We start from the raw sequence: 20,539 nt of genomic DNA, 5'->3' as shown, positions 1-20,539 counted from the left end.
GGTCAGGGGCGGGGGCGGGAGGGCGGAAAGGTTCAGGACCAGGCCGGATCCTCGAACCGCGGCACGGTGTCCGGGCCGCCGCCGGGGGCGGTCGGCAGCGGGGACGGCGCCGGCCCGAACGGCTCGGTGGCGCCCGGGTCCTTCACCCGTGCGGTGGCGGCCACCGTCACGTTGCCGGGCACGCCGATGGTGACCGTCACCCCGGTCCCGTCCGCCGTCCGCGCGCCCGCCGCGTACGCCGAGTTCTCGGTCAGCGTCCAGCCGCGGCCGGTCCAGTACGCCTTGACCTGCTCCAGCAGCCGGGGCCGGTTGGCCTCGCCGACCTTGGTCAGCACGTACCGGCGCAGCGTCAACTGCGCGGTGCCGTCGTTGTCCCGGTTCGCGTTCTCGTGCGGCACCGAGCGGAACGCGTCGTCGGCGAACCGCACCGCCGGGGTCAGCGCCGAGGTGGTGCCGTCCACCAGCTCCTGCAACTGCCCCCGGGCCCGGTCCGCCGGGGGAGGCGCCGCCGCGCCCGCCGCGCCCGCCGCGCCCGTCGTCCCGCCGGACGGGCCGCAGCCCGCCAGCAGGGGGCCCAGCACCAGCGCCGCGACGGCGCCCGCCACCCGCAGTCTCATCCGAAGTCCCTCTTCCGCCGCCACCTGTCCCGCCCCCGACCCGGCCCTACACCGACCAGAACGGGTCGTGCCGGCGCGGCATGGTGTCCATCACGCCGTCCGGCCCCAGCGGGACGGTGCTGTCGCCGCCGAACGGGTACGAGGTGCCGCTCGGCGGCACGTCCTGCACCCGTGCCAGCAGTGTCGCATTCCCCGGGATGCCGATCCTCAACTCCAGCGTCCCGAGCGGCGATTCGGCCCGCAGCACGGGCAGCACCGGATCGTCCTCGCCGCTCACCTGCCAGCCGCGGGCCCGCCAGGCCAGGCCCAGCTGGGCGAGCAGCTCCGGGTAGCGGTCGGCGGAGAGCCGGGTCATCAGGTAGCGCCGCTTCTCCAGGTGCGCGGTGCCGTCCGGCTCCCGGGTGTAGGCGTGCTCGTGCTCCACCTCCACGTACGGGCCGTCCGCCCAGTCGGCCGGCGGGTTCAGCGCCGCCGGGGCGGAGTCCAGCAGCTCGTCCACCGCCGCCTTCGCGGCCAGCAGTTCGGCCGAGGGGTGGGGTGCCGCGAAGTCGTTCATCGCCGGTCCTGTCCGATCACCCGGTCGCCGTGACCGGAGACGATCATGCCCATGTTGCGCAGCGAGTGGCCGTCCCGGCCGTCGCCCTGATTCCAGTAGTCCGAGTGCGACTGGAAGCCCATCGGGCCGTCCGCCACGTCGAAGCGGCGGGCGCCGAACTCGGAGCTCGCCGGGTCCTGCCCGAACCACAGCTCGTGCGGGTCGTCGTGCCCGGCGATCTTGTCGCCGATGAAGCCGCCGAGCGCCGCGCCCGGCAGGCCGCCGATCAGGCCGCCGATGCCGGCGCCGATGCCTATGCCCTTCGCCTCGGCGTGGCTCGGCAGGTGCGACACCGGGTCGTGCTCGGCCGCGCCCACCCAGACGTGCGAGGAGTCCACGCCGAGCTGCGAGGCCTGCTGCGCGCCGGTGCCCGGGGAGCCCACCAGGATGATGTCGTCCGCCGGGATGCCGCCGGGCCGCTGCGCGGCCTGCCCGACCGTGAACGAGCCGTAGCTGTGGCCGAGCGCCGTCAGGTGGGCCGGCTGGCCCTCGTGGGTGGCGCGCAGGCCCTGCAGGAAGCCCTGGTAGGCCTCGCCGCCCTGCTTGGCCCGCTCGTCGCCGGCCACCGCCAGCGCGTCCGGGCCGATCCCCTTGGCCTGCGGGGTGTCGTAGCCCAGCCAGGCGATCGAGGCGGTGGAGCGGCTCGGGTCGGTGTCGTGCGCGGACTGCCACAGGTCGCGGGCCCGGTTGGCGTCACCGGCGCCCATGTTCTTGACCTCGGTGTTCAGGCCGGGCACGTAGGCCACCACGTCGTCCGCGGTGTCCGGGTTGCCGTAGGCGATCGCGGCCCGGCCCTGGCCCTGGTCGCCGATCACCATCAGGTACGCGGGCGGCTGCTTGCCCTGGTCGTCCTGGAGCCGGTCGTGGATCGCGCGGAAGCCCTCCAGCTTCTTCTTGTCCCACTCCGACGGGTTCTGACGGGACGACAGGTCGCTGATCAGCTGGTCGAGGTGGATCCGGTTGGCCTGGTCGCGGGCCGGCGTCGGGATGCCGTCGCGGTTGCCGAGGTCGGCCGGGTACTCGTTGATCAGCCGCTGCTGCTCGTCCGCCGGCAGCGACTTCCACCAGGAGTTCACCTCGGTCGGCGAGGCGTCCTGGCCGGGCATGCCCGCGCGGACCAGGTCCTCGCTGCCGCCGAACGGGTTCAGCGCGCCGAGCACCGCGCTGTTCAGGCGCATCGCGGCGGTGCCCGGGTCGAGTCCGGCGCCGGTGCGGGCGTCGGTGGTGTACTGCCGCAGCCGCTCGGCGGTGACCTGGTCGGCGTGCGCGGCCTCGGTCAGCGCGTCGCCGATCCGGTCGCGCAGTTCGGTGCCCTGCCGGGTGCGGTCCGGGGCGTCCGGGTCGTGCCGTTCGGCGGCGCTGGGCGGCGGCCAGGAGATGCCGCCGTCGTCGGAGACCTGGAAGCCGCCGGCCTGCGCGTCGTTCAGCGCGGCCCGCAGCTTGGCCTGGGCCAGCACGAAGGCTTCCGCGCCCTCCCGCAGGACGGGCGCGATCCGGGCCAACTCCATCTGCGCGGCGGTGAGTTTGCCGGTGGTCCGGGAGAGCGACTGGCGGGCGCGCTCGGCCGCGTCGCCGCTCCAGCCGGAGGACTGCACCCGGCCGTCGACGCCGTCGCGCCACGTCCCGGCGTGGTCGGCGAAGGAGGCGGCGAGCGCCGCGTAGGCGTCGGCGGCGCCGAACAGACGGTTCGGGTCCGCGTCGCGGAGCGTGGGGATGTCCATGGTCACCGCCCGGCGGGCGCGGTCATGCCGCTGCCCGCCTCCTGCTCGGCGCGGCGGTAGTTCGCCGCGGTCTGCCGGAGGTTGTCGCCCTGCTGGTCCATCTCCGCGGACAGCTTGTCCAGGATCGACTTCCACTCGGTGGTGCAGGCGTCCAGCTCACTGCCCGTCAGCCAGCCGCGCAGGCCGCCCTCGGCGTCGTCGGAGGCGCCCAGCACCCGCGAGGTCTCGCCCGGCACCCGCTCGGCGACACCCCCCGCGGTCTGCCCCGCCGCCTCCAGCTCGTCCGGTGCCACCCGGAACCCGCCGCCACTCCCGCCTGGGCCCACGTCGCGCACGCCATCCCCCAACACCGGTGTCGGTCCGACCACTTGAGCGGGTCATGCTAGCGAAGACGGGGCGTCGAACCAGCCCCGTTCACCACATCCCCGCGCAATCCTCGTTGTGCTGCCCGTCACCCTACTTGGTGTTCCCTTTGACGCCGCTTTACCGGAACGGGTGAACCCGGGGCGACGGACGGCCGTCACCCCGGGGGCGCCGCACCGCCGTTCACCGGCCGACCCCGGCCGGCTCCACGGCGGGCGCGGCCACCGCTGCGGGCCGGCGGCCGGCCGCGCGGTGCAGCAGCACGGCGACCAGCACGGCGGTGGCGGCCAGGGCGGCCGACCCGCAGCGCAGCGCCAGGTGCAGGGCGTCGACGAAGGCGGTGTCGACAGCGGCCCGCACCGGCAGGGGAGTCGGCGCCGCGGCGGGTCCGGCGCCGTGGCCGGTCAGCGCGGAGACCGCGTGCGGCACCTGGTCGGCGGGCAGTCCGAGGCGGCCGAACGCACCGGTGAGCGAGCCGGTCAGGCGGTCGGTGAGGACGGCGCCGAGGACGGCGATGCCGAGCACGCCGCCGAGTTCGCGCAGCGTGTTGACGGTCGCCGAGGCCATCCCGGTCCGTGCCGGGGCGACCCGTTGCAGCACCGCGATCGACACCGGCGTGAAGGTCAGGCCCATGCCGAAGCCGAGCACCACCAGCGTCCACAGGTACGACCAGTAGTGCGCGTGCCCGCCGTACAGCGACAGCCCGCCGAGGCCGGCCGCGCACAGCGCGATGCCCAGCACCAGCGGCAGGCGCGGGCCGTGACGGGACGTCAGCCTGCCGGACAGCGGGGCGGCGAGCGTGATCACGAGCGACATCGGCAGCCCGGCGTACCCGGCGTCGGTGGGGCTCCAGCGCATCACGCCCTGGAGCATCAGCGGCAGGAAGAACAGCGCGCCGAACATGCCGAAACTGACCATCAGGCCGCTCAGCAGCGCCCCGGCGAGCACCCGGTCGCGGAACAGCCGCAGCTCCAGCATCGGCTCCGGCGCCCGCAGTTCGACCAGCACGAAGGCGGTCAGCAGCACCGCGGCCGCCGCCCCGCAGGCCAGCACGGCCGGGGACGTCCAGCCGCGGCCCGGGCCCTCGATCAGGCCGTAGACCAGCGCGCCGAGACCGGCGGCGGACAGCCCGAGGCCGGCCAGGTCGAGTCGCCGCTCGCGCGGCGCGATCACCGGCAGCACCCGGTGGGCGAGCACCAGGCCGAGCAGCCCGACCGGCACGTTGATCCAGAACACGCTGGCCCAGCCGAACGCGTCCACCATCGGGCCGCCGATCACCGGCCCGATCGACAGGCCGAGCGCGGACACCCCCGACCACAGCCCGAGCGCCCGGGCCCGCTCCCGCTCGTCGGTGAACACCTCGCGCAGGATCGCCAGGCTGCCCGGCGTCAGCAGGGCCGCGCCGACGCCCTGCAGCATCCGCGCCGCGACCAGCATCCCGACGCCGCCGGCCAGTGCGGCGGCGGCCGAGCCGGCGGTGAACAGCGCGAGGCCCAGCCGGAACACCCGGGTCCGGCCGTACCGGTCGCCGAGCGTGCCGCCGGTGAGCAGCAGCGCCGCGTACACCAGGCTGTAGCCCTCGGCGACCCACTGGAGGCCGCTGATGCCCGCGTCCAGGTCCCGGCCGATCCGGGGCAGCGCGATGTTGACGATGACGTTGTCCAGCATCGCCATGAACATCGTGACGCAGAGCGTGCCGAGCGCCTGCCACTTGCGGCGCGCCTCGCGCGCGCCGGCCGAGCCTTCCACCGAAACCGTCCCCCTCCGGGCATGTCGACCGGCCCCTAACGATGTTAGGGGCTGCTGGAGCCCTCAGAATGGCCCTAACAGTGTTAGATTGCAAGCGCGATCCACCGCCCCGGACCACCCCTCCCGAGGAACCGACATGGCCGAGCCCACCCCCGCGGTCACCCGCCAGAGCCTGGCCGCCGCCGCCCTGCGCGTCCTCGAACGCGACGGCCTGGCCGGCCTGTCCATGCGCAAGGTCGCCGCCGAGGTCGGCGTCCGGGCCGCCTCGCTGTACTGGCACGTCCGCAACAAGGAGGAACTGCTCGACCTGCTCAACGACGCGCTGATCGCCGACGCGGAGATCCCGCCCCGGGAAGGCAGTTGGCGCGAGCAGTTCCTCGAGTACGGCCGCCGCCACCGCGCCCTGCTGCTCGCCCGCCGCGACGCCGCCAAGGTCGTCGCCGGCCGCCTGGCCCCCGGCCCGCACACCCTCGCCGTCCTGGAGGACCAGCTCGACCGCCTGCGCGCCGCCGGCTTCGGCGACGCCGACGCCGCGATGGCCTCCTACCTGCTGTCCGCGTACGTCCAGGGCTTCGTGCTCCAGGAGCAGTCCCCGCTGTCCGCCGCCGAGGCCGCCGGCGCCAGCCGCGGCGAGGCCGCCCGCGCCGCCGGCGAGACCTTCCGGACCCTCCCCGGCGACACCTACCCCAACCTGGTCGCCCTCGCCGACGACCTCACCGACCCCGACATGAACACCCGCTTCGAGTTCGGCCTCCAGCGCCTCGCGGACGGCCTCGCCGCCCTCCTCCCGCAGGGCGGAACCGCTTCGGGCGGACCGTCGTAGGGCCGCCTCAGGCGCCCACCGTCCCGTCGACGCCCTCGCGCAGCAGGTCCGCGTGCCCGTTGTGGCGGCCGTACTCCAGGAGCACGTGCACCATCACCATCCGCAGCGACACGTCCTCGCCCCAGCGCGGCTGGTGCCCGGCCCGGTCCAGGGACTCCGCCTCCCGCTCGATCCGGCGCGAGTTCTCCACCTCCGCCTCCCAGGCCCCGAACGCCTCGTCCCGGGTCGACGCGCTCGCGTCGTACGCGGCCTGGAAGTCGATCCGGTCGGACCACACCATGGGCGCGTCGTGGTCCTCGAACACCCGGCGGAACCAGGCGCGTTCGACCTCCGCCAGGTGCCGGACCAGGCCGAGCAGCGAGAGCGTGGACGGCGGTGCCGACTGCTGCCGCAGCTCCTCGTCGGTGAGCCCCTCGCACTTCATGGCCAGCGTCGCGCGGTGGTAGTCGAGGGCGGCCCGCAGCGTTTCGCGTTCGCTCCCGAACCTCGGCGGTCCCACGCGCTTGTCGACGGTCACGGCTGCACCCCTCGTCCGGCCCTGCGTTCCGCGGCCAGTCTCCCCCGGAACCGCCCGTGCCCCCAAGTGCCCCGGCCCCGCCGGGTTCAGTCCAGGTACGGGCTGTAGAGCACCGACAGGAACCGCGTGGCGAGCCGGTCGCGCAGGTGCGGGGGCAGGGCGTCGAGGAGGCGGTTGACGGGGGCGCTGCGGGACGGGGCGAAGCCGGTGGCGGGGAGGAGCGCGGCGAAGGCCGGGTCGTCGAGCTCGGCGAGGTCGAACTCGCCGAGCAGGGCGAGCAGTTCGGTCGGCGGGGCGACCGGGCCGCGCGCGCGGACCGCGGCGACGGCGTCGCGGAGGACGGCCAGCAGTCCGTCCACGCCCTGCTCGCTGACGCCGGTGAGGGTGAGGTGCAGGCTGGCGGGCAGGCCGGAGACGCTCAACTGCGGTTGCAGGAAGAAGCCCCGGGCACGCGACTCGTCGGCCAGCTCCCACAGGTCGAGCGCCGGGTCGTCCGCGCCGAGGGCGACCAGCGTCGCGTCCGGGGAGCCGAGCACCCGCAGCCCGTCGATCCCGTCGACGCCGGCGATCAGCCGACGCGTCGCGGACAGCGCGGCGCGCCCCAACTCCCGGTAGCCGTCCGCCCCGAGGGCCTGCAGGGTGGCCCAGGCGGCGGCCAGCGGGCCCGCGCCCTTGCTGCTCTGCACCGTCGAGTTGACCACCGGGTAGCCGGGCCACTGCGCGCAGGCGAAGTACGCGGCCAGCCGCATCGGCCGGTCCCGGAACAGCAGCACGGAGGCGCCCTTGGGCGCGTACCCGAACTTGTGCAGGTCGCAGGAGAGCGAGGTCACCCCGGGCACCGACAGGTCGAACGGCGGGACGGGCGCGCCCGCTTCGGCGAGCCAGGGCAGCAGCCAGCCGCCCACGCAGGCGTCCACGTGGCAGGGCAGGCCGCGCGCGGCCGCGCCGGCGGCGATCTCGGCGACCGGGTCGACCACGCCGTGCGCGTACGAGGGCGCGGAGGCGACCACCAGCACGGTGTTCGGGCCGCACGCGGCGGCCATCGCGGCCGGCACCGCCCGGAACGTCGACGGGTCGACCGGCACCGGCACCACCGCGACCTTCAGGTAGCGGCCGGCCTTGAAGAACGCGGCGTGCGCGGTCGCCGGGACGACGATCTCCGGCTCGGCGACGTCCGGCCGGGCGTCCCGGGCGGCCTTCACCGCCAGCAGGATCGACTCGGTGCCGCCGCTGGTGAAGATGCCGGGCGTGCCGTCGTCCCCGCCGAGCCGGGCGGCGACCGCGCCGACCACCTGCCGCTCCAGCGCGACGACGCTCGGGAACGCCGTCGGGTCGAGGCCGTTGACCTCCAGCATCGCCAGGTACGCGCGCTCGGCGGCCTCCCGGACCTCGGGCCGGCCCGCGTCGTAGGTGTACGCGGTGGTGCGCCCGCCCCGGGTGGGCAGGTCGCCGGCGGTCAGCGCGCGCAGCTCGGCGAGCAACTCCTCGGCGGGGCGGCCGGACTGCGGCAGGCCGGGGTGGGGGACGGTCATGACTCGGCTCCGATCGGGGAGTTGACGGCGGGCGGGGCGGAAGCGGCCCGGCGCCGGCCGTAGGCGCGCAGGGCGGGCAGCGAGAGCAGCATCAGGGCGGCCGGCACCAGGCTGAAGCCGAGCAGCACCCCGGCCCGGGCGGCGCCGGTCTGCGCCACCGGGTGGTCGGTGGTGGAGGAGGCGAACCCGGCGGCGGCCAGCGCCAGCGAGAACAGTCCGGGCCCGGCGGCCAGCCCCGCCGTCTCCCCGGCGGTCCACAGCCCGGTGAACGCCCCCGACTGGAGCCGGCCGGTGCGGGCCGCGTCCGCGTGCACGGTGTCCGGCAGCAGCGACAGCGGCAGCACCTGCAGCGCCGCGTACGCCACGCCCAGCAGCGCGCACAGCGCCAGCACGAGCCCGGCCTGCCCGGCCTGCCCGTGCGCGCGGTGCGCGGCGGGCCAGAGCGCGGCCGAGGCGAGGACGAACAGGCCGGTCGCGGCGGTCAGGCAGCGCAGCCGGCCCCAGCGGGCGGCGGCCCGCCCCCAGAGCGGGACGGCGACCGCGCTCGGCGCGACCAGGCAGACGAACAGCACCGAGGTCAGCCCGTACCCGCCCAGCCAGTAGGTGGCGGCGTACGGCGCGGCGGCCAGCATGATCGCCACCGCGGCGGCCTGCAGCACGAACGCGCCGAGCAGCGCGAAGAACGCCCGGTTGCCGCGCGCCGTGCGCAGCGCCGCCCGCAGCCCGAGCGGTTCGGCGCCGGGCCGGGCCGGCACCCGGCGGGCCCCGAGCGCCGGGACCAGCAGCGTCACCAGCAGCAGGGCGGCGACGACGGCGGCCATCACGCCGTAGCCGCCGCGCCCGCCGCCGGCCAGCGACACCAGGGCGGGGGCGAGGCCGCCCGCGACCAGGATGCCCACGGTCAGGCAGACGATCCGCCAGACCATGATCCGGGTGCGGGCCGCGGCCGGTCGGACATCTCGGCGGGCAGCGCCACGTACGGGACCTGGAACAGCGCGAAGGCGCTGGAGGCGAGCACGAAGGTGACGGCGACCCAGGCGGCGGCGCCGGCGCCGGTGAGCGGGGAGAGGAACATCGCGGCGAACGCGACCGGCAGGGCGAGCGCGCCGGCCAGCAGGATCCGGGTGCGGCGTCCGGTGCGCAGCGCCTCGCGGTCGCTGGCCGCGCCGACCAGCGGGTTGAACAGCGCGTCCCAGGCCTTGGGCAGGGCGACCACCAGCCCGGCCAGGCCGGCGGGCACGCCGAGCGCGTCGGTCATGAAGTAGAGCAGCAGCAGCCCGGGGACGGTGGAGTGGATGCCGGTGCCGACCGAGCCGATCGCGTACCCGGCGAGCTCCCGCCGGGACAGTTCCGGACGGTCCGTCATATCGGTTCGCCGAGGCCGAGTTCGCGGACCACCAGCGCCCGCAGGTGGGCGCGGAAGCGCGGCACCTGGGCGCGGATCATGGAGCGGCAGAAGCCGTGCGTGGTCCACAGCACCGTCCACACCGCGAGTTCGGCCCGGTCGGGCGTCAACCGGGGGAGTGCGGCGCGGAGTCCGTCGCGGACGGCGTCCAGCAGGGGGCGGGCGTAGCGCTCCTCCAGGTCGGCGAACTCGGCGGCGTCGGCCATCCAGCGGCGCATCCAGAGTGCGGGGACCTGCGGCTGGTCCAGGCAGAAGTCCAGGTAGCGGTCGGCGAATTCGGCGGCGGCCCGGGCCGGGTCGTCCGGGGCGGCGGCGGCGAACCCGGCGAGCGCGGCGGTGACGGCGGCCCGCTCCGCCTCGTGGGCCCGCCGCATCACCTCGCGGTACAGGTCGGCCTTGGTGCCCACGTGGTAGGCGACGGTGGCGACGTTCAGTCCGGCGGCGCCGGCGATCGTCCGGGTGGTGGTGCCGTCGTAGCCGTGCTCGGCGAACAGGGCGGTGGCGGCCGCGAGGATCCGCTCCCGGCTCGCCTCGGCGGCCGTCAGGGGCTGGCTCATGGCGGGAGCGTACGCGCGGCGCGGGCCGCTGATCAAGCGCTTGATTGAGGAAATCCTCCGGCCCCGGGAACGGCCGTGGGCCCCGTCGCCGGTGCGACGGGGCCCACGGTGACGGAGCGTCAGCAGTGCGACAGCGTCTCGCAGTCCTCCCAGCGGGTGCCGGCGTAGGCGTCGCCGGAACCGGAGGGCGCGACCAGCGAGTTGGACTTCAGCTGGGCCGGGGCGGCGGCGGGCCCGGTGGCCAGCCGGACGGCTATCGCGTCGACGACCGGGCGCGGGCTGGTGCCGGCGTAGTTGTTGACCATCACGACGAAGGCGAGCTTGCGGCCGTCGGGCGCGGTGGCGTAGCCGAGCAGGTTGTCGACGCCGCTCATCGAGCCGCTCTTGGCGTGCACGTTGTTCTCGGCCTTGGTGCCGCGCATGCGGGCGGCCAAGGTGCCGCCGACCATCCGCTGCGGGTTGCCCGCGACCGGCAGCGCGTTGTACCAGGCGTCGAACCACGGCTTGCTCTGGGCGACCTTCAGCAGGTCGGCCATCTTCGCCGGGGTGATCAGGTCGTAGCGGGACAGGCCGGAGCCGTCCACCTGACGGGTGGTCGGGCCGTTCACGCCGTTCGCCTTCAGGAAGGCGTTGACCTGGTTGACGCCGGTCGCCCAGTCGCCGCGACCGCCCTTGACCTTGCCGATCTCCTTGGTGAGGTGCTCGGCGATGCCGTTGTTGCTGATCTTCAGCATCGGGACGATCAGCTCGGCCAGGGTCTTCGACTGGTGCGAGGCCAGCGGCTGCGAGGTCTCCGAGCCGTTCGCGGCCTGCACCCCGCGCTGCACCTTCACGCCGTGCCGGGCCAGCGCGCCCGCGAACACCTTGGAGGCGTACGTGCTGGGGTCCTCGACGGTCACCCAGGCGGTGACCGGCGCGGAGCCGGCCGCGACGCTGCCGGACAGCGACACGTCGTTGCTGCCGCGGCGGCGGTCCACGCCGGCGGTCGAGCCGGTGCCGGCCGCGCCGGTGGCGACCGTGCCGACGAACTTCATCGGCGCCTCGGCGGGCACCGTCGTGACCTTGGCGGCCTCGCCGACCGCGCCGGGGGTGATCACCACCTGGGCGGTGTCCATCATGTACTCGGCGTCGTTGGCGACGGTCAGCGCGGAGATCTGCGGGCTGTACGAGTACGGCTCGTCGTCCCAGGCCCAGCCGGGGCCGAGCGGGGTCGAGTCGTAGCGGGTGCCGTCGGCCAGCACCCGGCCGGTGACGGTGGAGATGCCGGTCGCCGCGACCTTGGAGGCCAGCTCGTCGAGGTCCTGCACCAGCAGGCTGGGGTCGCCGCCGCCGCGCAGCACCAGGTCGCCGACCAGGGTGTCGTTGTAGGTGGTGCCGGTGCTGCGGACCTCGGTGGTGAACCGGTAGTCCGCGCCCAGCAGGTCCAGCGCCGCGGTCGAGGTCACGGTCTTCAGGGTCGACGCGGGGGTGAACAGCGCCTGCGGCTGGCGCGCGTACAGCACCTCGCCGGTGGTGGCGTCCAGCACCTCGACGCCCGCCTGCGCGTTCGCCAGCCGCGGGTCGGAGAGCAGCGTGTTCAGGTCGGCGGTCAGCGTGGCGTCGGCCGGCGCCGGGTCGTCGGCCTGGGCCGAGACGGCGAGCAGCGAGGCGGCGAGGACCGCGGCCGCGAGCGGAATGCTGCGGCGGTACAGGCGTGCGGACACGGGTGGCTCCAGAGTGCGGATCGGCCGGGGCACGTGCGTCACCCACGCCCCCGTTTTGTCCGGTACATTACCATCTGATGGGACATCAGATGATCTTCCCGGCTTGGGGCGCGAAGGCCCCACCTTCCAGACGCCTCGTCACGCCGGAACGTCGCACCCGAATCCGCCCCGATCCACCCGGATACACTGACGCAGGCTCGGCAGGTCGAGGTTTCGGAACGGGGAAAATGGGCGCGCACGCTGGCCTGACGGTCGACCGGATCACCCGCGCCGCCGCCGAACTCGCCGACCGCGTCGGCATCGACAAGGTCACCGCCTCCGAGCTCGCCCGCGGCTTCGGCGTCAAGGACGCCAGCCTCTACTCGCACGTCAAGAGCCTCCGGGAGATCCGCACCCGGGTCGCCCTGCTCGCCACCGAGGAGATCAACGACCGCATCGCGGCCGCCGTCGCCGGCCGCTCCGGCGCCGACGCCCTCACCGCCTTCGCCGACGCCTACCGGACGTACGCCCAGCAGCACCCCGGCCGCTACGCCGCCACCCAACTGCGCTTCGAACCGGCCGACTTCGCCGGCACCGACGCACTCGCCCGGACGGTCGAACTCACCTACGCGATGATGCGCCACTACCGCCTGGACGAGCCCGACCTGACCGACGCCGTCCGCCTGCTGCGCTCCACCTTCCACGGCTTCATCGGCATCGAGGCCAACGGCGGCTTCCACGATCCGCGCGAGGTGGACGGCTCCTGGCGCCGCATCGTGGCCGGCCTGCACCAACTGCTGGAGAACTGGCCCTAGACCTTCCGCCGGGCGGGCAGGAAGGCCGCCGGGACCGCCGTCAGCAGCACGAAGGCCAGCGCCACCGCGAACGCGGTGCGGAACGACGCGACCGTCCCGGCGCCGCCGTGCGAGGCGTGCTGCAGCACCAGTGCCGCCACCGTCGTGCCGGCCGCCGCGCCGAGCTGCTGCGCGACCGCGTTCGCGGTGGTCGCGGCGGGCACCGCCGCCGGCGGCAGCGAGTGGTAGAGCGTCACCATCACCGGCGAGGCCGCCAGCGCCAGGCCGACGCCCTGCGCGAACAGCGCGAGGAGCAGCAGGGCCCCGGGCTCCGCGCTGCCGGCCCGGGCGAACACCGCCAGCCCCGCCGCCACCAGCGCCAGCCCGGCCAGCACCAGCGCCCGCGGATTGCTCCGGGCGTCGATCACCCGCCCGACCAGCAGCACCGCGGCCCCGCGCCCGCCCCTGCGCCACCATGATCAGGCCGGTGGCCAACGGCCCACGGCCACCGGCCTGTTGGAAGAACAGCGGCACCAGCACCACCGCCCCGTAGAGGCCGAAGCTGTTCAGCAGCGAGACGGTGGTCGACGCGGCGTACGCCCGGTCCCGGAACAGGCCGAAGTCCACCACCCCCGGCTCCGGCCGGCGGCGCGCCAGCACCCCGTGCGCCACCAGCAGCCCCGCCGCCGCGAGCAGCGGCACCAGCACGCCCGGATCGCCCGCCGGCCGGCCCCCGCCCAGCCGGGCGAACCCGAGGACGGCCGCCGTCAGCCCGCCGCTCACCGTCACCAGGCCCGCCACGTCCAACCGGCCCGGCCCGTCGCCCCGCTGATTGCGCATCAGCAGCGGCGACAGCACCACCACGGCCAGGCAGACCGGCACGTTCAGCAGGAACACCCAGCGCCACGAGGCGCCCTGCACGAGCGCCCCGCCCACCACCGGCCCCACCAGCGGCGCCAGCAGCACCGGCGCCGCGATCAGCGCCATCATCCGCCCCATCCGTCGCGGCCCGGCCACCTGCACCACCAGGATCCGCATCAACGGGAACAGCATCCCCGCGCCCAGCCCCTGCACCACCCGGAACGCCACCAGCGCCACCAGTGACCAGGCCAGACCGCACAGCACCGACCCCAGCAGGAACACCGCCAGCGACGCCGTCCAGCACGCCACCGCCCCGAACCGGCGGGCCGCCCAGCCCGTCGCGGGAATCACCGCCGACATCGCCAGCAGGTACGCCGTCGCCACCCACTGCACCTGCGCCGGCCCCGCGCCGAACCGCCGCGCGAACGACTCCAGCGCCACCCCCACCACCGTGGTGTCCAGCAGTGCGACGAACGCCCCCGCCGCCAGCAGCAGCGCCGTCCGCACCATCGGCCCGCCGGGCGGCCCGGGCTCCTCCCGCGCCGTCACCGGACGACCCGCCCGAGGAACCCGGCCAGGTTCGCGCGCATCCGCGCCACCCGCTGCTCCGTGCCGAGGCTCTCGGCCATCCGCGCCCCGCCCGCCGCGACCCGCCGGCGGCCCCGCACGTACAGCGGGCACGCCAGGTCGCTGCAGAAGTACTCGCCCGCCGACGCGTACTCCTCCGCCGACGCCCGGCCCGCCCGACGGGCCGTCATCAGGGCCACGCCCGAGGCCGGATGGGCCGTCAGGCAGATCGAGCACATCGCCCCGCCCCGGCCCGCGCCCGGCCGCTGGCCAGCCGCAGCGCCACGCCCACCGTCCGGCCCTCGAACTCCGCCACCAGGTACCCGCGCTCCGGCGCGCCCGGCTCCCGCCAGCCCAGGAAGTCCAGCCCCTCCCAGTCCAGCTCGGCCAGCTCCCGCGGCAGCCGGGCCCGACCGGCCTCCCCTTTGGTGCAGTTGACGAACGACGCCCGGATCGCCGCCTCGGTCAGCGCCTGCATGGCTTCCCCACTCCCTGCCTAGGATCCCTAGTTTTGAGCCAAGGTATCCTAGGCAGCGGCGCGCGCCAAGCGATTTCCGGCCGCCGCCATTGGAGCGAGAGCGACCGCCAACTCCGTTCGGGGGCAACCGTGTTGTGGCCCGGAACGGCGGCGGGGAGGGGTGGCCCGGCGCAAGGTGGCCCGGACGGCGGGCCCTGTCGGCCGCACGAGCCACGTTGCTCGGCCATGGGGAGTATTCGGCCCCGCACCGGCTGGCCGCCCCGGTCGGGCTCGGGTCTCCTGGGTGCAGGGAGGCCGTTCGCCTCCGCCTCAACTCCGTTATCGGAAGGACCTTTTTCTCATGCGCGCTCTTCACCGCACCGTTGCCGCCCTCGCCCTCACCGCCCCGGTCCTGCTCGGCTGCGCCGGCCTGGCCTCCGCCCAGGAAGGCCTGAACGCCGACTACGGCCACGGCCAGTTCTACGTCGGCGAGCAGGGTGCGGGGGTCATGGACACCAACTCGGTCGTCTCGCCGGACGGCCCGCAGTTCAGCAACTTCTGGGTCTTCGCCGGCCAGGACGGCATCTCCGGCGAGTTCGTCGGCTCGGGCGCGACCTACAGCGCCCAGTGAGCTGAGCCCCGGCAGCACTGAAGTCGGCGCCCCCGACCAGCCCCGTACGGGCCGGTCGGGGGCGCCGGCGTGCCCGGGCTCCGGTCAACCCGCCCGCCCGCCGCGAGACTTGGCCGGGGGAGTCAGGCGGCACCCGCCGGGCGCAGGGCCCGCGGCGTCAGCGCGGCGTACTCCAGCGGCGCCGACGGGTCGATCGACACGTCCAGCGGCGCGGGCGCGGCCCCGGCGCGGACCAACAGGTCGCCGATCGCGGCGACCATCGCGCCGTTGTCGGTGCACAGCGGCAGCGGCGGCACCCGCAGGGCGATCCCGGCGGCGGCGCAGCGCTGCTCGGTCAGCGCCCGGACGCGGGAGTTGGCGGCCACGCCGCCGACCACCACCAGGGTGCCGATGCCGTGGTCGACGCAGGCCCGGACGGCCTTGCGGGTCAGCGTGTCGGCGATCGCCTCCTGGAGCGAGGCCGCCGCGTCCGCCACCCGCGGCTCGGCGCCGGCGGCGCGGTGGCCCTCCACCCAGCGGGCGGCGGCGGTCTTCAGCCCGGAGAAGGAGAAGGCGTACGGGTGGTCGCCCGGCCCGGTGAGCGGGCGGGGCAGCCGCACCGCGTGCGGGTCGCCGTCGCGGGCGGCCCGGTCGACGGCCGGGCCGCCCGGGTAGGGCAGGCCGAGGATGCGGGCGGTCTTGTCGAAGCACTCGCCGGCCGCGTCGTCCAGGGTGTCGCCGAGGTGCACGATCGGGTCGCGGGCCAGGTCGCGGACCAGCAGCAGCGAGGTGTGACCGCCGGAGACGATCAGCACCACGCACGGGTTCGGCAGTGGGCCGCCCGCCAGCCCGGCGGCGGCCACGTGCCCGGCCAGGTGGTGCACGCCGTACAGCGGCACGCCGAGCGAGAACGCGTAGCTCTTGGCGGCGGCCACGCCGACCTGCAGCGCCCCGGACAGGCCGGGCCCGGTGGTGACCGCGACCGCGCCGACCTGACCGAGCGTCAGGCCGGCCCGATCCAGCGCCTCCCGCACCACCGGGGCCATCGCGTGGACGTGGGCGCGGGCCGCGATCTCCGGCACCACCCCGCCGTACCGGGCGTGCTCGTCCATGCTCGACGCGACCGCCTGCCCGAGCAGCACCCCGTCCCGGACCAGCCCGGCCCCCGTCTCGTCGCAGGACGACTCGATTCCCAGCACCACCGGCGACTCCGGCATCGGCCCGCACCACTCTCGCATCAGATTTGCAGTTGCAAATAGTGTGCAATACGACCGGGTCAGGCCGGCGCGGGGGCCGCCTCCCGCGGCGGGTGGGCAAGCCGCCCGGTACGGGCCAGGCGGTGGACGGCGGTGGCGCAGAGCAGCCCGGTGGCGGCCAGCGCGAGCCACGGCAGCCAGGGGGCGCGGTGGCGGGCGGCGTAGTCCCAGAGCGCGCCGACCCCGAGGTTGCCGAGGGTGATGCCGACCCCCGAGACGGTGTTGTACAGGCCGTAGTGGGTGGCGACCAGGCGGCCCCGGGCGAGCGTCACCACAGTGTCCATCTCGAACGGGTAGACCACCGCGCCCGCCGCGGCGAGGACGGCCACCGCGACCGCCAGCGCCGCCAGCTGGGCCGCCGCGCCGGCCCGGGGGAGCAGCGCCAGCGGCAGGAAGGCCGCTCCCATCGCGGCCAGCCCGCGCACCAGCGCCTGCGAGGGCGACCAAGCGGCCCCGGCCCAGCCGGTGAGCCGCAGTTGGCCCGCCACGGCGACGGCCGCGGACAGCAGGAACAGGCCGGTGGTCGCCTTCGCGCCGTCCGCGCCGAGGGCGCGGCCGGCGGCCAGCGGAAGCGCCAGGTACACCTGGAAGGTCAGCAGGTACGAGCCGGTCATCGCGCCGGAGAACAGCAGGAACGGCCGGTTGGCGAGCACCGTCCGCCACTGCGCGAGGACGCCCTCCCGCTCCCGCCCGGCCCGCCGCCGCGGGCCGGCAGGGCCCGCCACTGGAGCACGGTGAGCGCCGCGAAGACCGCCGCGGCCACCGTGCAGACGGCGGTGAAGTCGGCGGCCAGCAGGGCGAGTCCGGCCAGCGGGCCGAGCAGCATGCCGGCCTGGTAGTACACGTTGAACACGGCGAACGCTTCCACCCGGCGCTCCTCGCCCGCCTCGGCCGCCAGGCAGGCGCGCACCGCCGGGTTGAACAGCGCGCCGGCGAAGCCCGTCGCGGCGGACGCGGCGAGCAGCGCCGGCAGCGACTCGACCCGGCCGAGCAGCGCGAAGCCGGCGGTGCGCAGCAGGCAGCCCGCGATGATCGGGCCGCGGTGGCCGAAGCGGTCGGCCAGCGTGCCGCCGATCAGGAACATGCCCTGCTGGGAGAGGTTGCGCACGCCCAGCACCAGGCCGACCGTCCAGGCGGCGAGGCCCAGGTCGTCGGCGAGGTGCGCGGCCAGGTAGGGCATCAGCATGTAGAAGGCCAGGTTGATGGCGAACTGATTGGCCATCAGCAGCCGGGCGGTCGGGCCGAAGGAGCGGGTCTGCCGCCACAGCGCCCTCACCGGGCGGCCCGCGCCGGGCCGGAGCGGTCGCCGGCGGACCGCAGCGGGCCCGCGCCGGCCAGCGGGTCGAGGACGGTGCGGCACCGCGTCCAGCGGGTCACGGTCCGCTCGCCGGGGTGGGCGATCTCGTCCGGCCGCTCGGGCAGCCGGTGCCCGAGCAGGCCGCGGGCCCGGCACCAGCCGTCGTCGAAGACGGTGCCGGCGTAGCGCTGCGGGCCGTCGGGGAAGACCGCCGCGATCCGGGTGTCCGGGGCGGTGGCGGCCGCCAGCCAGCGGGCCACCAGCGCGACCGCGCCGACGCTCCAACCCCCGGTCGCCCAGCGCGAGACGGCGAGGGCGCGGGCCGCCCCGACGGCCTCGGGCGCGGCCACCCAGTGCACCTCGTCGAACAGCGGGTAGGCCACGTTCCGCGGGTGGATGCTGCTGCCCAGCCCGCGCATCAGCCGCGGCAGCGCGGGCTGCCCGAAGATCGTCGAACCGACGGTGTCCACCCCGACCACCCGCAGCTCCGGGAACCACTCGCGCAGCACCCCGGCGACCCCCGCCGAGTGCCCGCCGGTGCCGACGCTCACCACCAAGGCGTCGATCCGGCCGAGTTGGGCGATCAGCTCCAGCGCCAGCGGCCGGTACGCGGCCACGTTGTCCGGGTTGTGGTACTGGTCGGGGCACCACGCGCCGGGCTCCGCGGCGAGCAGCTCGGCGACCCGGTCGCGCCGCGCCTGCTGCCAGCCGCCGACCGGGTGCGGCGCGTCCACCACCGCGACGTCCGCGCCGTGCGCGGTGAGCAGCCCGGTCATCAGCGGCTCGATCGCCGGATCGGTCACCACGGTGACGGGGTGCCCGTACGTGACGCCGGCCAGCGCCAGGCCGAGGCCCAGCGTGCCGGACGTGGACTCCACGATCCGCGCGCCGGGCCGCAGTTCGCCGCGCTCCCGGGCGGCGCGCACCATGTGCAGGGCCGGGCGGTCCTTGATGCCGCCCGGGTTCCGGCCCTCCAGCTTCGCCCAGAAACCGCGCCCGGGGGCGGTGAACGGCTCGCCCACCCACAGCACGGGCGTGTCGCCCACCAGCCCGGCGGGAGTGCGGGCCGAACGGGCGGCGGGCGCGAGCAGCTGCGCGGGGGAGAGGGGAACGGAACCGACGGGACGGGACACGAGAGAGGTCATGGCAGGGATCTCCTGCGGCCCGCGCGCGGCGGGCCGGTACATGGGTGACGGGCCATCAGGACGCGGCGGCCGCAGCACTCCGGGACGGAGCCGCGGCGGGGCCCGTCAGGTCCGCCAGACGCCCAGCACCGCTCTGGTCCGGCCGCCGTCCGGCCGGGGCACCGCGGGAGCGGACCCGCGGGCGGCGGGCCGCACCGGTGCGGCGGACGCCGCCGGCTCCGCGAGGAGCGCCCCGGCGGGGGCCGGCAGCGGGCGGTCGCCCTGATGGACCGTCACCGGCTGGTCCTCGTCCGCGCACGGCGTCCCGTGCCGGTCGCCCTCGTGCGGAGCGCCGTGCTGCGGGCCCGCCGGGGCCGGGCAGTGGGCGGCGGCCGGCAGCGAGTCCGTCGGGGCCGCCGCCGAGAGCGGGGCGTGCACGCAGAGCAGCGAGTGCACCAGCGCCGCGAGAACGGCGGCGACCCACAGGAGCTTCCACCCCTGGCGCGTGCCGAACCGTTCCGTCATGTCACCGAACGTACCCGAGTGGATGCGTAAGGTTTCCGTCAGGCGCTGTGCGAACGCGCACCCCGCACCGGCCGCTTCCCCCGCCGCGCAGGGGGATCCGGATCGAACACCGGCGGTCCACCGCTTCGGCCGGCCCGGGAGCGTCGCCACCCGAAGCGGTGAACCGCGGGCCCGCCTCCGGGGCGGCGTACCTCCCGAGGAGGAGAGGACCGGCTGCGCCCTCGGCCCGCAGGCCGACCGCGATCAGGACTCGGTGCCTACGGACCGCCGCGACGCCGTCCCTAGGCTCGTTCACATCCCCCTGACGGCACGTCACCGCTGTTCAGGGGCCTGCGAACCGAGGAATGATGACGACGTACCGATACACCGTGGCCGAGCTGCGCGGGCAGCTGCTGCGACAGCTCGTCCTGAGCGGGGCCGCGATCGCCCTCGGAGTGGTCTTCCTGATCGCCTCCGTCAGCGGGAGCGGCGCGCTGGTGGACTCCTACAGCCAGACCGCCGCCGCCGAGGTCGGCCCCGGCGACCTCCAGGTCACCAGGCCCGCCGCCGACGGCGGACTCGACCCCGCCACCGCCGACCGGGCCCGGCAGACCCCGGCGTCGCCGGCGCCGCCCTCCGGCAGACCGGCCGCGGCGAACTGCTCGCCGCCGACGGACAGCCGCTCGACGACGCCGCGACCGTGACCGCGATCGCCGCCGACCCCGCCCTGCGCTGGCAGTTGCTGAAGGACGGCCGGTGGCCGGCCGGCCCCGACGAGGTGCTCCTCGACGCCGACACCGCCGCGCGCATCGACGCCGCACCCGGCTCGGACGTCCGGCTCACCCGCGCCGACGGCACCGCCGCCACCGCCCGCCTGGCCGGCACCCTCGACGGCCGCGGCGCGCCCAGCCTCGCCGGACACCCGGTCCTCGCCGTCCCCGACGGCACGGTGGGCCGGTACGCCACCGCCGTCACCGCCGCCCGGCTCGACGTCCGGCTCCGCCCCGACGCCCCCGCACCGCCACCGCCGAGGCGCTCCGCACCGCCCTCGGCAGCGGACCCGAGGTCCGCACCAGGGCGGAGTCCGTGACCGAGGCGACCCGGCAGAGCAAGACCCTCTACGGCGTCGTCCTGATCGCCGCGATGTCCTTCGTGCTGATCGCGCTCGCCGTCGCCCGCATGGTCGTCAGCAACACCTTCTCCGTCATGCTCGCCCAGCGCACCCGCCAACTCGCCCTGCTGCGCTGCGTGGGAGCCGACCGGGCGCAGATCCGCCGGCTGATCGCCCGTCAGGGACTGCTGCTCGGCATCGGCGCCTCCGCCACCGGCGTCCTGGCCGGCCTCGGGCTCGGCGCCGCCGCCACCGCCCTCGCCCGCGGCGCCGACCTCGGCCCGTGCACCTGGACCTGCTGCCGTCCCCCGTGACCTGCGTGCTCGCCGGACTCTTCGGCGTGCTGCTCACCCTGCTCGCCGTCCGCGGACCGGCGAAGCGGGCCGCCGCCGTGGCG

24 protein-coding genes and 2 pseudogenes are annotated in these 20,539 nt (G+C 75.8%); 7 read left to right on the top strand and 19 right to left on the bottom strand.

All coding sequences use genetic code 11. The annotated features are described in order from the left end of the window. Window positions 1–32: 32 nt before the first annotated feature. The 5 genes from KCH_RS10830 to KCH_RS10810 all read right to left on the bottom strand — a co-directional run bounded on the left by KCH_RS10830 (window position 33) and on the right by KCH_RS10810 (window position 5,045). A complete protein-coding gene (locus KCH_RS10830) occupies window positions 33–617 on the bottom strand; it encodes a hypothetical protein (RefSeq protein WP_035861945.1) in 585 nt (194 codons plus the stop codon). Between the two features lie 46 nt (window positions 618–663). Next, a complete protein-coding gene (locus KCH_RS10825) occupies window positions 664–1,173 on the bottom strand; it encodes a hypothetical protein (RefSeq protein WP_035861943.1) in 510 nt (169 codons plus the stop codon). Beyond that, a complete protein-coding gene (locus KCH_RS10820) occupies window positions 1,170–2,933 on the bottom strand; it encodes an alpha/beta hydrolase (RefSeq protein ID WP_035871500.1) in 1,764 nt (587 codons plus the stop codon). The genes KCH_RS10825 and KCH_RS10820 overlap by 4 nt, the downstream gene beginning before the upstream one ends. Window positions 2,934–2,935: 2 nt before the next feature. Next, window positions 2,936–3,226, bottom strand: a complete 291-nt coding sequence (locus KCH_RS10815) for a WXG100 family type VII secretion target (RefSeq protein ID WP_035861941.1) — start codon at window positions 3,224–3,226, stop codon at window positions 2,936–2,938. A gap of 253 nt (window positions 3,227–3,479) precedes the next feature. Further along, entirely contained in the window at window positions 3,480–5,045 is a 1,566-nt protein-coding gene (locus KCH_RS10810; protein WP_035861938.1) for an MFS transporter, read from the bottom strand. A gap of 136 nt (window positions 5,046–5,181) precedes the next feature. Here KCH_RS10810 and KCH_RS41165 point away from each other — a divergent pair, with 136 nt between their 5' ends. Next, the gene (locus KCH_RS41165; protein ID WP_051652950.1) at window positions 5,182–5,868 is read left to right on the top strand and encodes a TetR/AcrR family transcriptional regulator; all 687 of its coding nucleotides are present in this window, start codon (window positions 5,182–5,184) and stop codon (window positions 5,866–5,868) included. A gap of 7 nt (window positions 5,869–5,875) precedes the next feature. On the opposite strand, the gene KCH_RS10800 is transcribed toward KCH_RS41165, so the two are convergent. From KCH_RS10800 to dacB, 6 genes are all read right to left on the bottom strand, one after another. Then, the gene (locus KCH_RS10800; protein WP_035861935.1) at window positions 5,876–6,385 is read right to left on the bottom strand and encodes a DinB family protein; all 510 of its coding nucleotides are present in this window, start codon (window positions 6,383–6,385) and stop codon (window positions 5,876–5,878) included. 86 nt (window positions 6,386–6,471) lie between these two features. Then, window positions 6,472–7,917 (bottom strand): pyridoxal phosphate-dependent decarboxylase family protein, encoded by a 1,446-nt coding sequence (locus tag KCH_RS10795; RefSeq protein ID WP_035861931.1) that lies wholly within the window; start codon window positions 7,915–7,917, stop codon window positions 6,472–6,474. Further along, the gene (locus KCH_RS10790; protein WP_279635854.1) at window positions 7,914–8,843 is read right to left on the bottom strand and encodes an MFS transporter; all 930 of its coding nucleotides are present in this window, start codon (window positions 8,841–8,843) and stop codon (window positions 7,914–7,916) included. Before KCH_RS10790 ends, KCH_RS10795 begins: the two co-directional genes overlap by 4 nt. Then, window positions 8,819–9,283: an MFS transporter gene (locus KCH_RS45975; RefSeq protein WP_279635853.1), complete on the bottom strand. Its 465-nt coding sequence runs from the start codon at window positions 9,281–9,283 to the stop codon at window positions 8,819–8,821. The genes KCH_RS10790 and KCH_RS45975 overlap by 25 nt, the downstream gene beginning before the upstream one ends. Next, window positions 9,280–9,879 carry a TetR/AcrR family transcriptional regulator gene (locus KCH_RS10785; protein ID WP_035871495.1) on the bottom strand — a complete coding sequence of 200 codons (600 nt, stop codon included), beginning with the start codon at window positions 9,877–9,879 and terminating at the stop codon, window positions 9,280–9,282. Before KCH_RS10785 ends, KCH_RS45975 begins: the two co-directional genes overlap by 4 nt. Window positions 9,880–9,998: 119 nt before the next feature. Continuing rightward, window positions 9,999–11,582, bottom strand: a complete 1,584-nt coding sequence (gene dacB / locus KCH_RS10780; protein WP_051652949.1) for a D-alanyl-D-alanine carboxypeptidase/D-alanyl-D-alanine endopeptidase — start codon at window positions 11,580–11,582, stop codon at window positions 9,999–10,001. Between the two features lie 227 nt (window positions 11,583–11,809). Between dacB and KCH_RS10775 the strand changes: the two genes are divergently transcribed. Further along, window positions 11,810–12,376, top strand: coding sequence for a TetR/AcrR family transcriptional regulator (locus KCH_RS10775; protein WP_035861929.1), 567 nt, complete (start codon window positions 11,810–11,812; stop codon window positions 12,374–12,376). Here the strand turns inward: KCH_RS10775 and KCH_RS44310 are convergent. Beyond that, window positions 12,373–12,801 carry an MFS transporter gene (locus KCH_RS44310; RefSeq protein ID WP_244305280.1) on the bottom strand — a complete coding sequence of 143 codons (429 nt, stop codon included), beginning with the start codon at window positions 12,799–12,801 and terminating at the stop codon, window positions 12,373–12,375. The two genes, KCH_RS10775 and KCH_RS44310, sit on opposite strands and share 4 nt — an antisense overlap. 134 nt (window positions 12,802–12,935) lie before the next feature. On the opposite strand from KCH_RS44310, the gene KCH_RS44305 reads away from it, so the two are divergent. Then, window positions 12,936–13,187, top strand: a complete 252-nt coding sequence (locus tag KCH_RS44305) for a hypothetical protein (RefSeq protein ID WP_244305278.1) — start codon at window positions 12,936–12,938, stop codon at window positions 13,185–13,187. A gap of 305 nt (window positions 13,188–13,492) precedes the next feature. Here KCH_RS44305 and KCH_RS44300 read toward each other — a convergent pair. Both KCH_RS44300 and KCH_RS10765 read right to left on the bottom strand, forming a co-directional pair. After that, window positions 13,493–13,726 (bottom strand): annotated as a pseudogene (locus tag KCH_RS44300) (MFS transporter); the annotation flags it as partial. Between the two features lie 35 nt (window positions 13,727–13,761). Continuing rightward, window positions 13,762–14,261, bottom strand: a pseudogene (locus tag KCH_RS10765) (FBP domain-containing protein). 340 nt (window positions 14,262–14,601) lie between these two features. On the opposite strand from KCH_RS10765, the gene KCH_RS10760 reads away from it, so the two are divergent. Beyond that, a complete protein-coding gene (locus tag KCH_RS10760; RefSeq protein ID WP_035861927.1) occupies window positions 14,602–14,871 on the top strand; it encodes a hypothetical protein in 270 nt (89 codons plus the stop codon). Between the two features lie 122 nt (window positions 14,872–14,993). Here the strand turns inward: KCH_RS10760 and tsaD are convergent, their stop codons facing one another. From tsaD to KCH_RS10740, 5 genes are all read right to left on the bottom strand, one after another. After that, window positions 14,994–16,067, bottom strand: a complete 1,074-nt coding sequence (gene tsaD / locus KCH_RS10755) for a tRNA (adenosine(37)-N6)-threonylcarbamoyltransferase complex transferase subunit TsaD (RefSeq protein WP_035861924.1) — start codon at window positions 16,065–16,067, stop codon at window positions 14,994–14,996. A 59-nt stretch (window positions 16,068–16,126) separates the two neighbouring features. Beyond that, window positions 16,127–16,831, bottom strand: a complete 705-nt coding sequence (locus tag KCH_RS47155; RefSeq protein ID WP_425268756.1) for an MFS transporter — start codon at window positions 16,829–16,831, stop codon at window positions 16,127–16,129. Next, the gene (locus KCH_RS47150; RefSeq protein ID WP_425268755.1) at window positions 16,717–17,382 is read right to left on the bottom strand and encodes an MFS transporter; all 666 of its coding nucleotides are present in this window, start codon (window positions 17,380–17,382) and stop codon (window positions 16,717–16,719) included. Before KCH_RS47150 ends, KCH_RS47155 begins: the two co-directional genes overlap by 115 nt. Beyond that, window positions 17,379–18,548, bottom strand: coding sequence for a PLP-dependent cysteine synthase family protein (locus KCH_RS10745; protein ID WP_051652948.1), 1,170 nt, complete (start codon window positions 18,546–18,548; stop codon window positions 17,379–17,381). Before KCH_RS10745 ends, KCH_RS47150 begins: the two co-directional genes overlap by 4 nt. Before the next feature lie 105 nt (window positions 18,549–18,653). Further along, window positions 18,654–19,052: a hypothetical protein gene (locus KCH_RS10740; RefSeq protein ID WP_035861922.1), complete on the bottom strand. Its 399-nt coding sequence runs from the start codon at window positions 19,050–19,052 to the stop codon at window positions 18,654–18,656. A gap of 347 nt (window positions 19,053–19,399) precedes the next feature. On the opposite strand from KCH_RS10740, the gene KCH_RS10735 reads away from it, so the two are divergent. From KCH_RS10735 to KCH_RS10725, 3 genes are read left to right on the top strand one after another with little or no spacing between them, the layout of a single operon-like run. Next, a complete protein-coding gene (locus tag KCH_RS10735) occupies window positions 19,400–19,735 on the top strand; it encodes a hypothetical protein (RefSeq protein WP_035861917.1) in 336 nt (111 codons plus the stop codon). Further along, on the top strand, window positions 19,732–20,121 hold the full coding sequence (locus KCH_RS10730; RefSeq protein WP_035861914.1) for a hypothetical protein: 390 nt from the start codon (window positions 19,732–19,734) through the stop codon (window positions 20,119–20,121). Before KCH_RS10735 ends, KCH_RS10730 begins: the two co-directional genes overlap by 4 nt. Further along, a complete protein-coding gene (locus tag KCH_RS10725; protein WP_035861911.1) occupies window positions 20,118–20,456 on the top strand; it encodes an FtsX-like permease family protein in 339 nt (112 codons plus the stop codon). The genes KCH_RS10730 and KCH_RS10725 overlap by 4 nt, the downstream gene beginning before the upstream one ends. The last annotated feature ends 83 nt before the right edge of the window (window positions 20,457–20,539 follow it).

The organism is Kitasatospora cheerisanensis KCTC 2395 (genome assembly GCF_000696185.1).
GTDB lineage: Bacteria > Actinomycetota > Actinomycetes > Streptomycetales > Streptomycetaceae > Kitasatospora > Kitasatospora cheerisanensis.
This window is presented reverse-complemented; position numbering and strand designations above follow the sequence as displayed.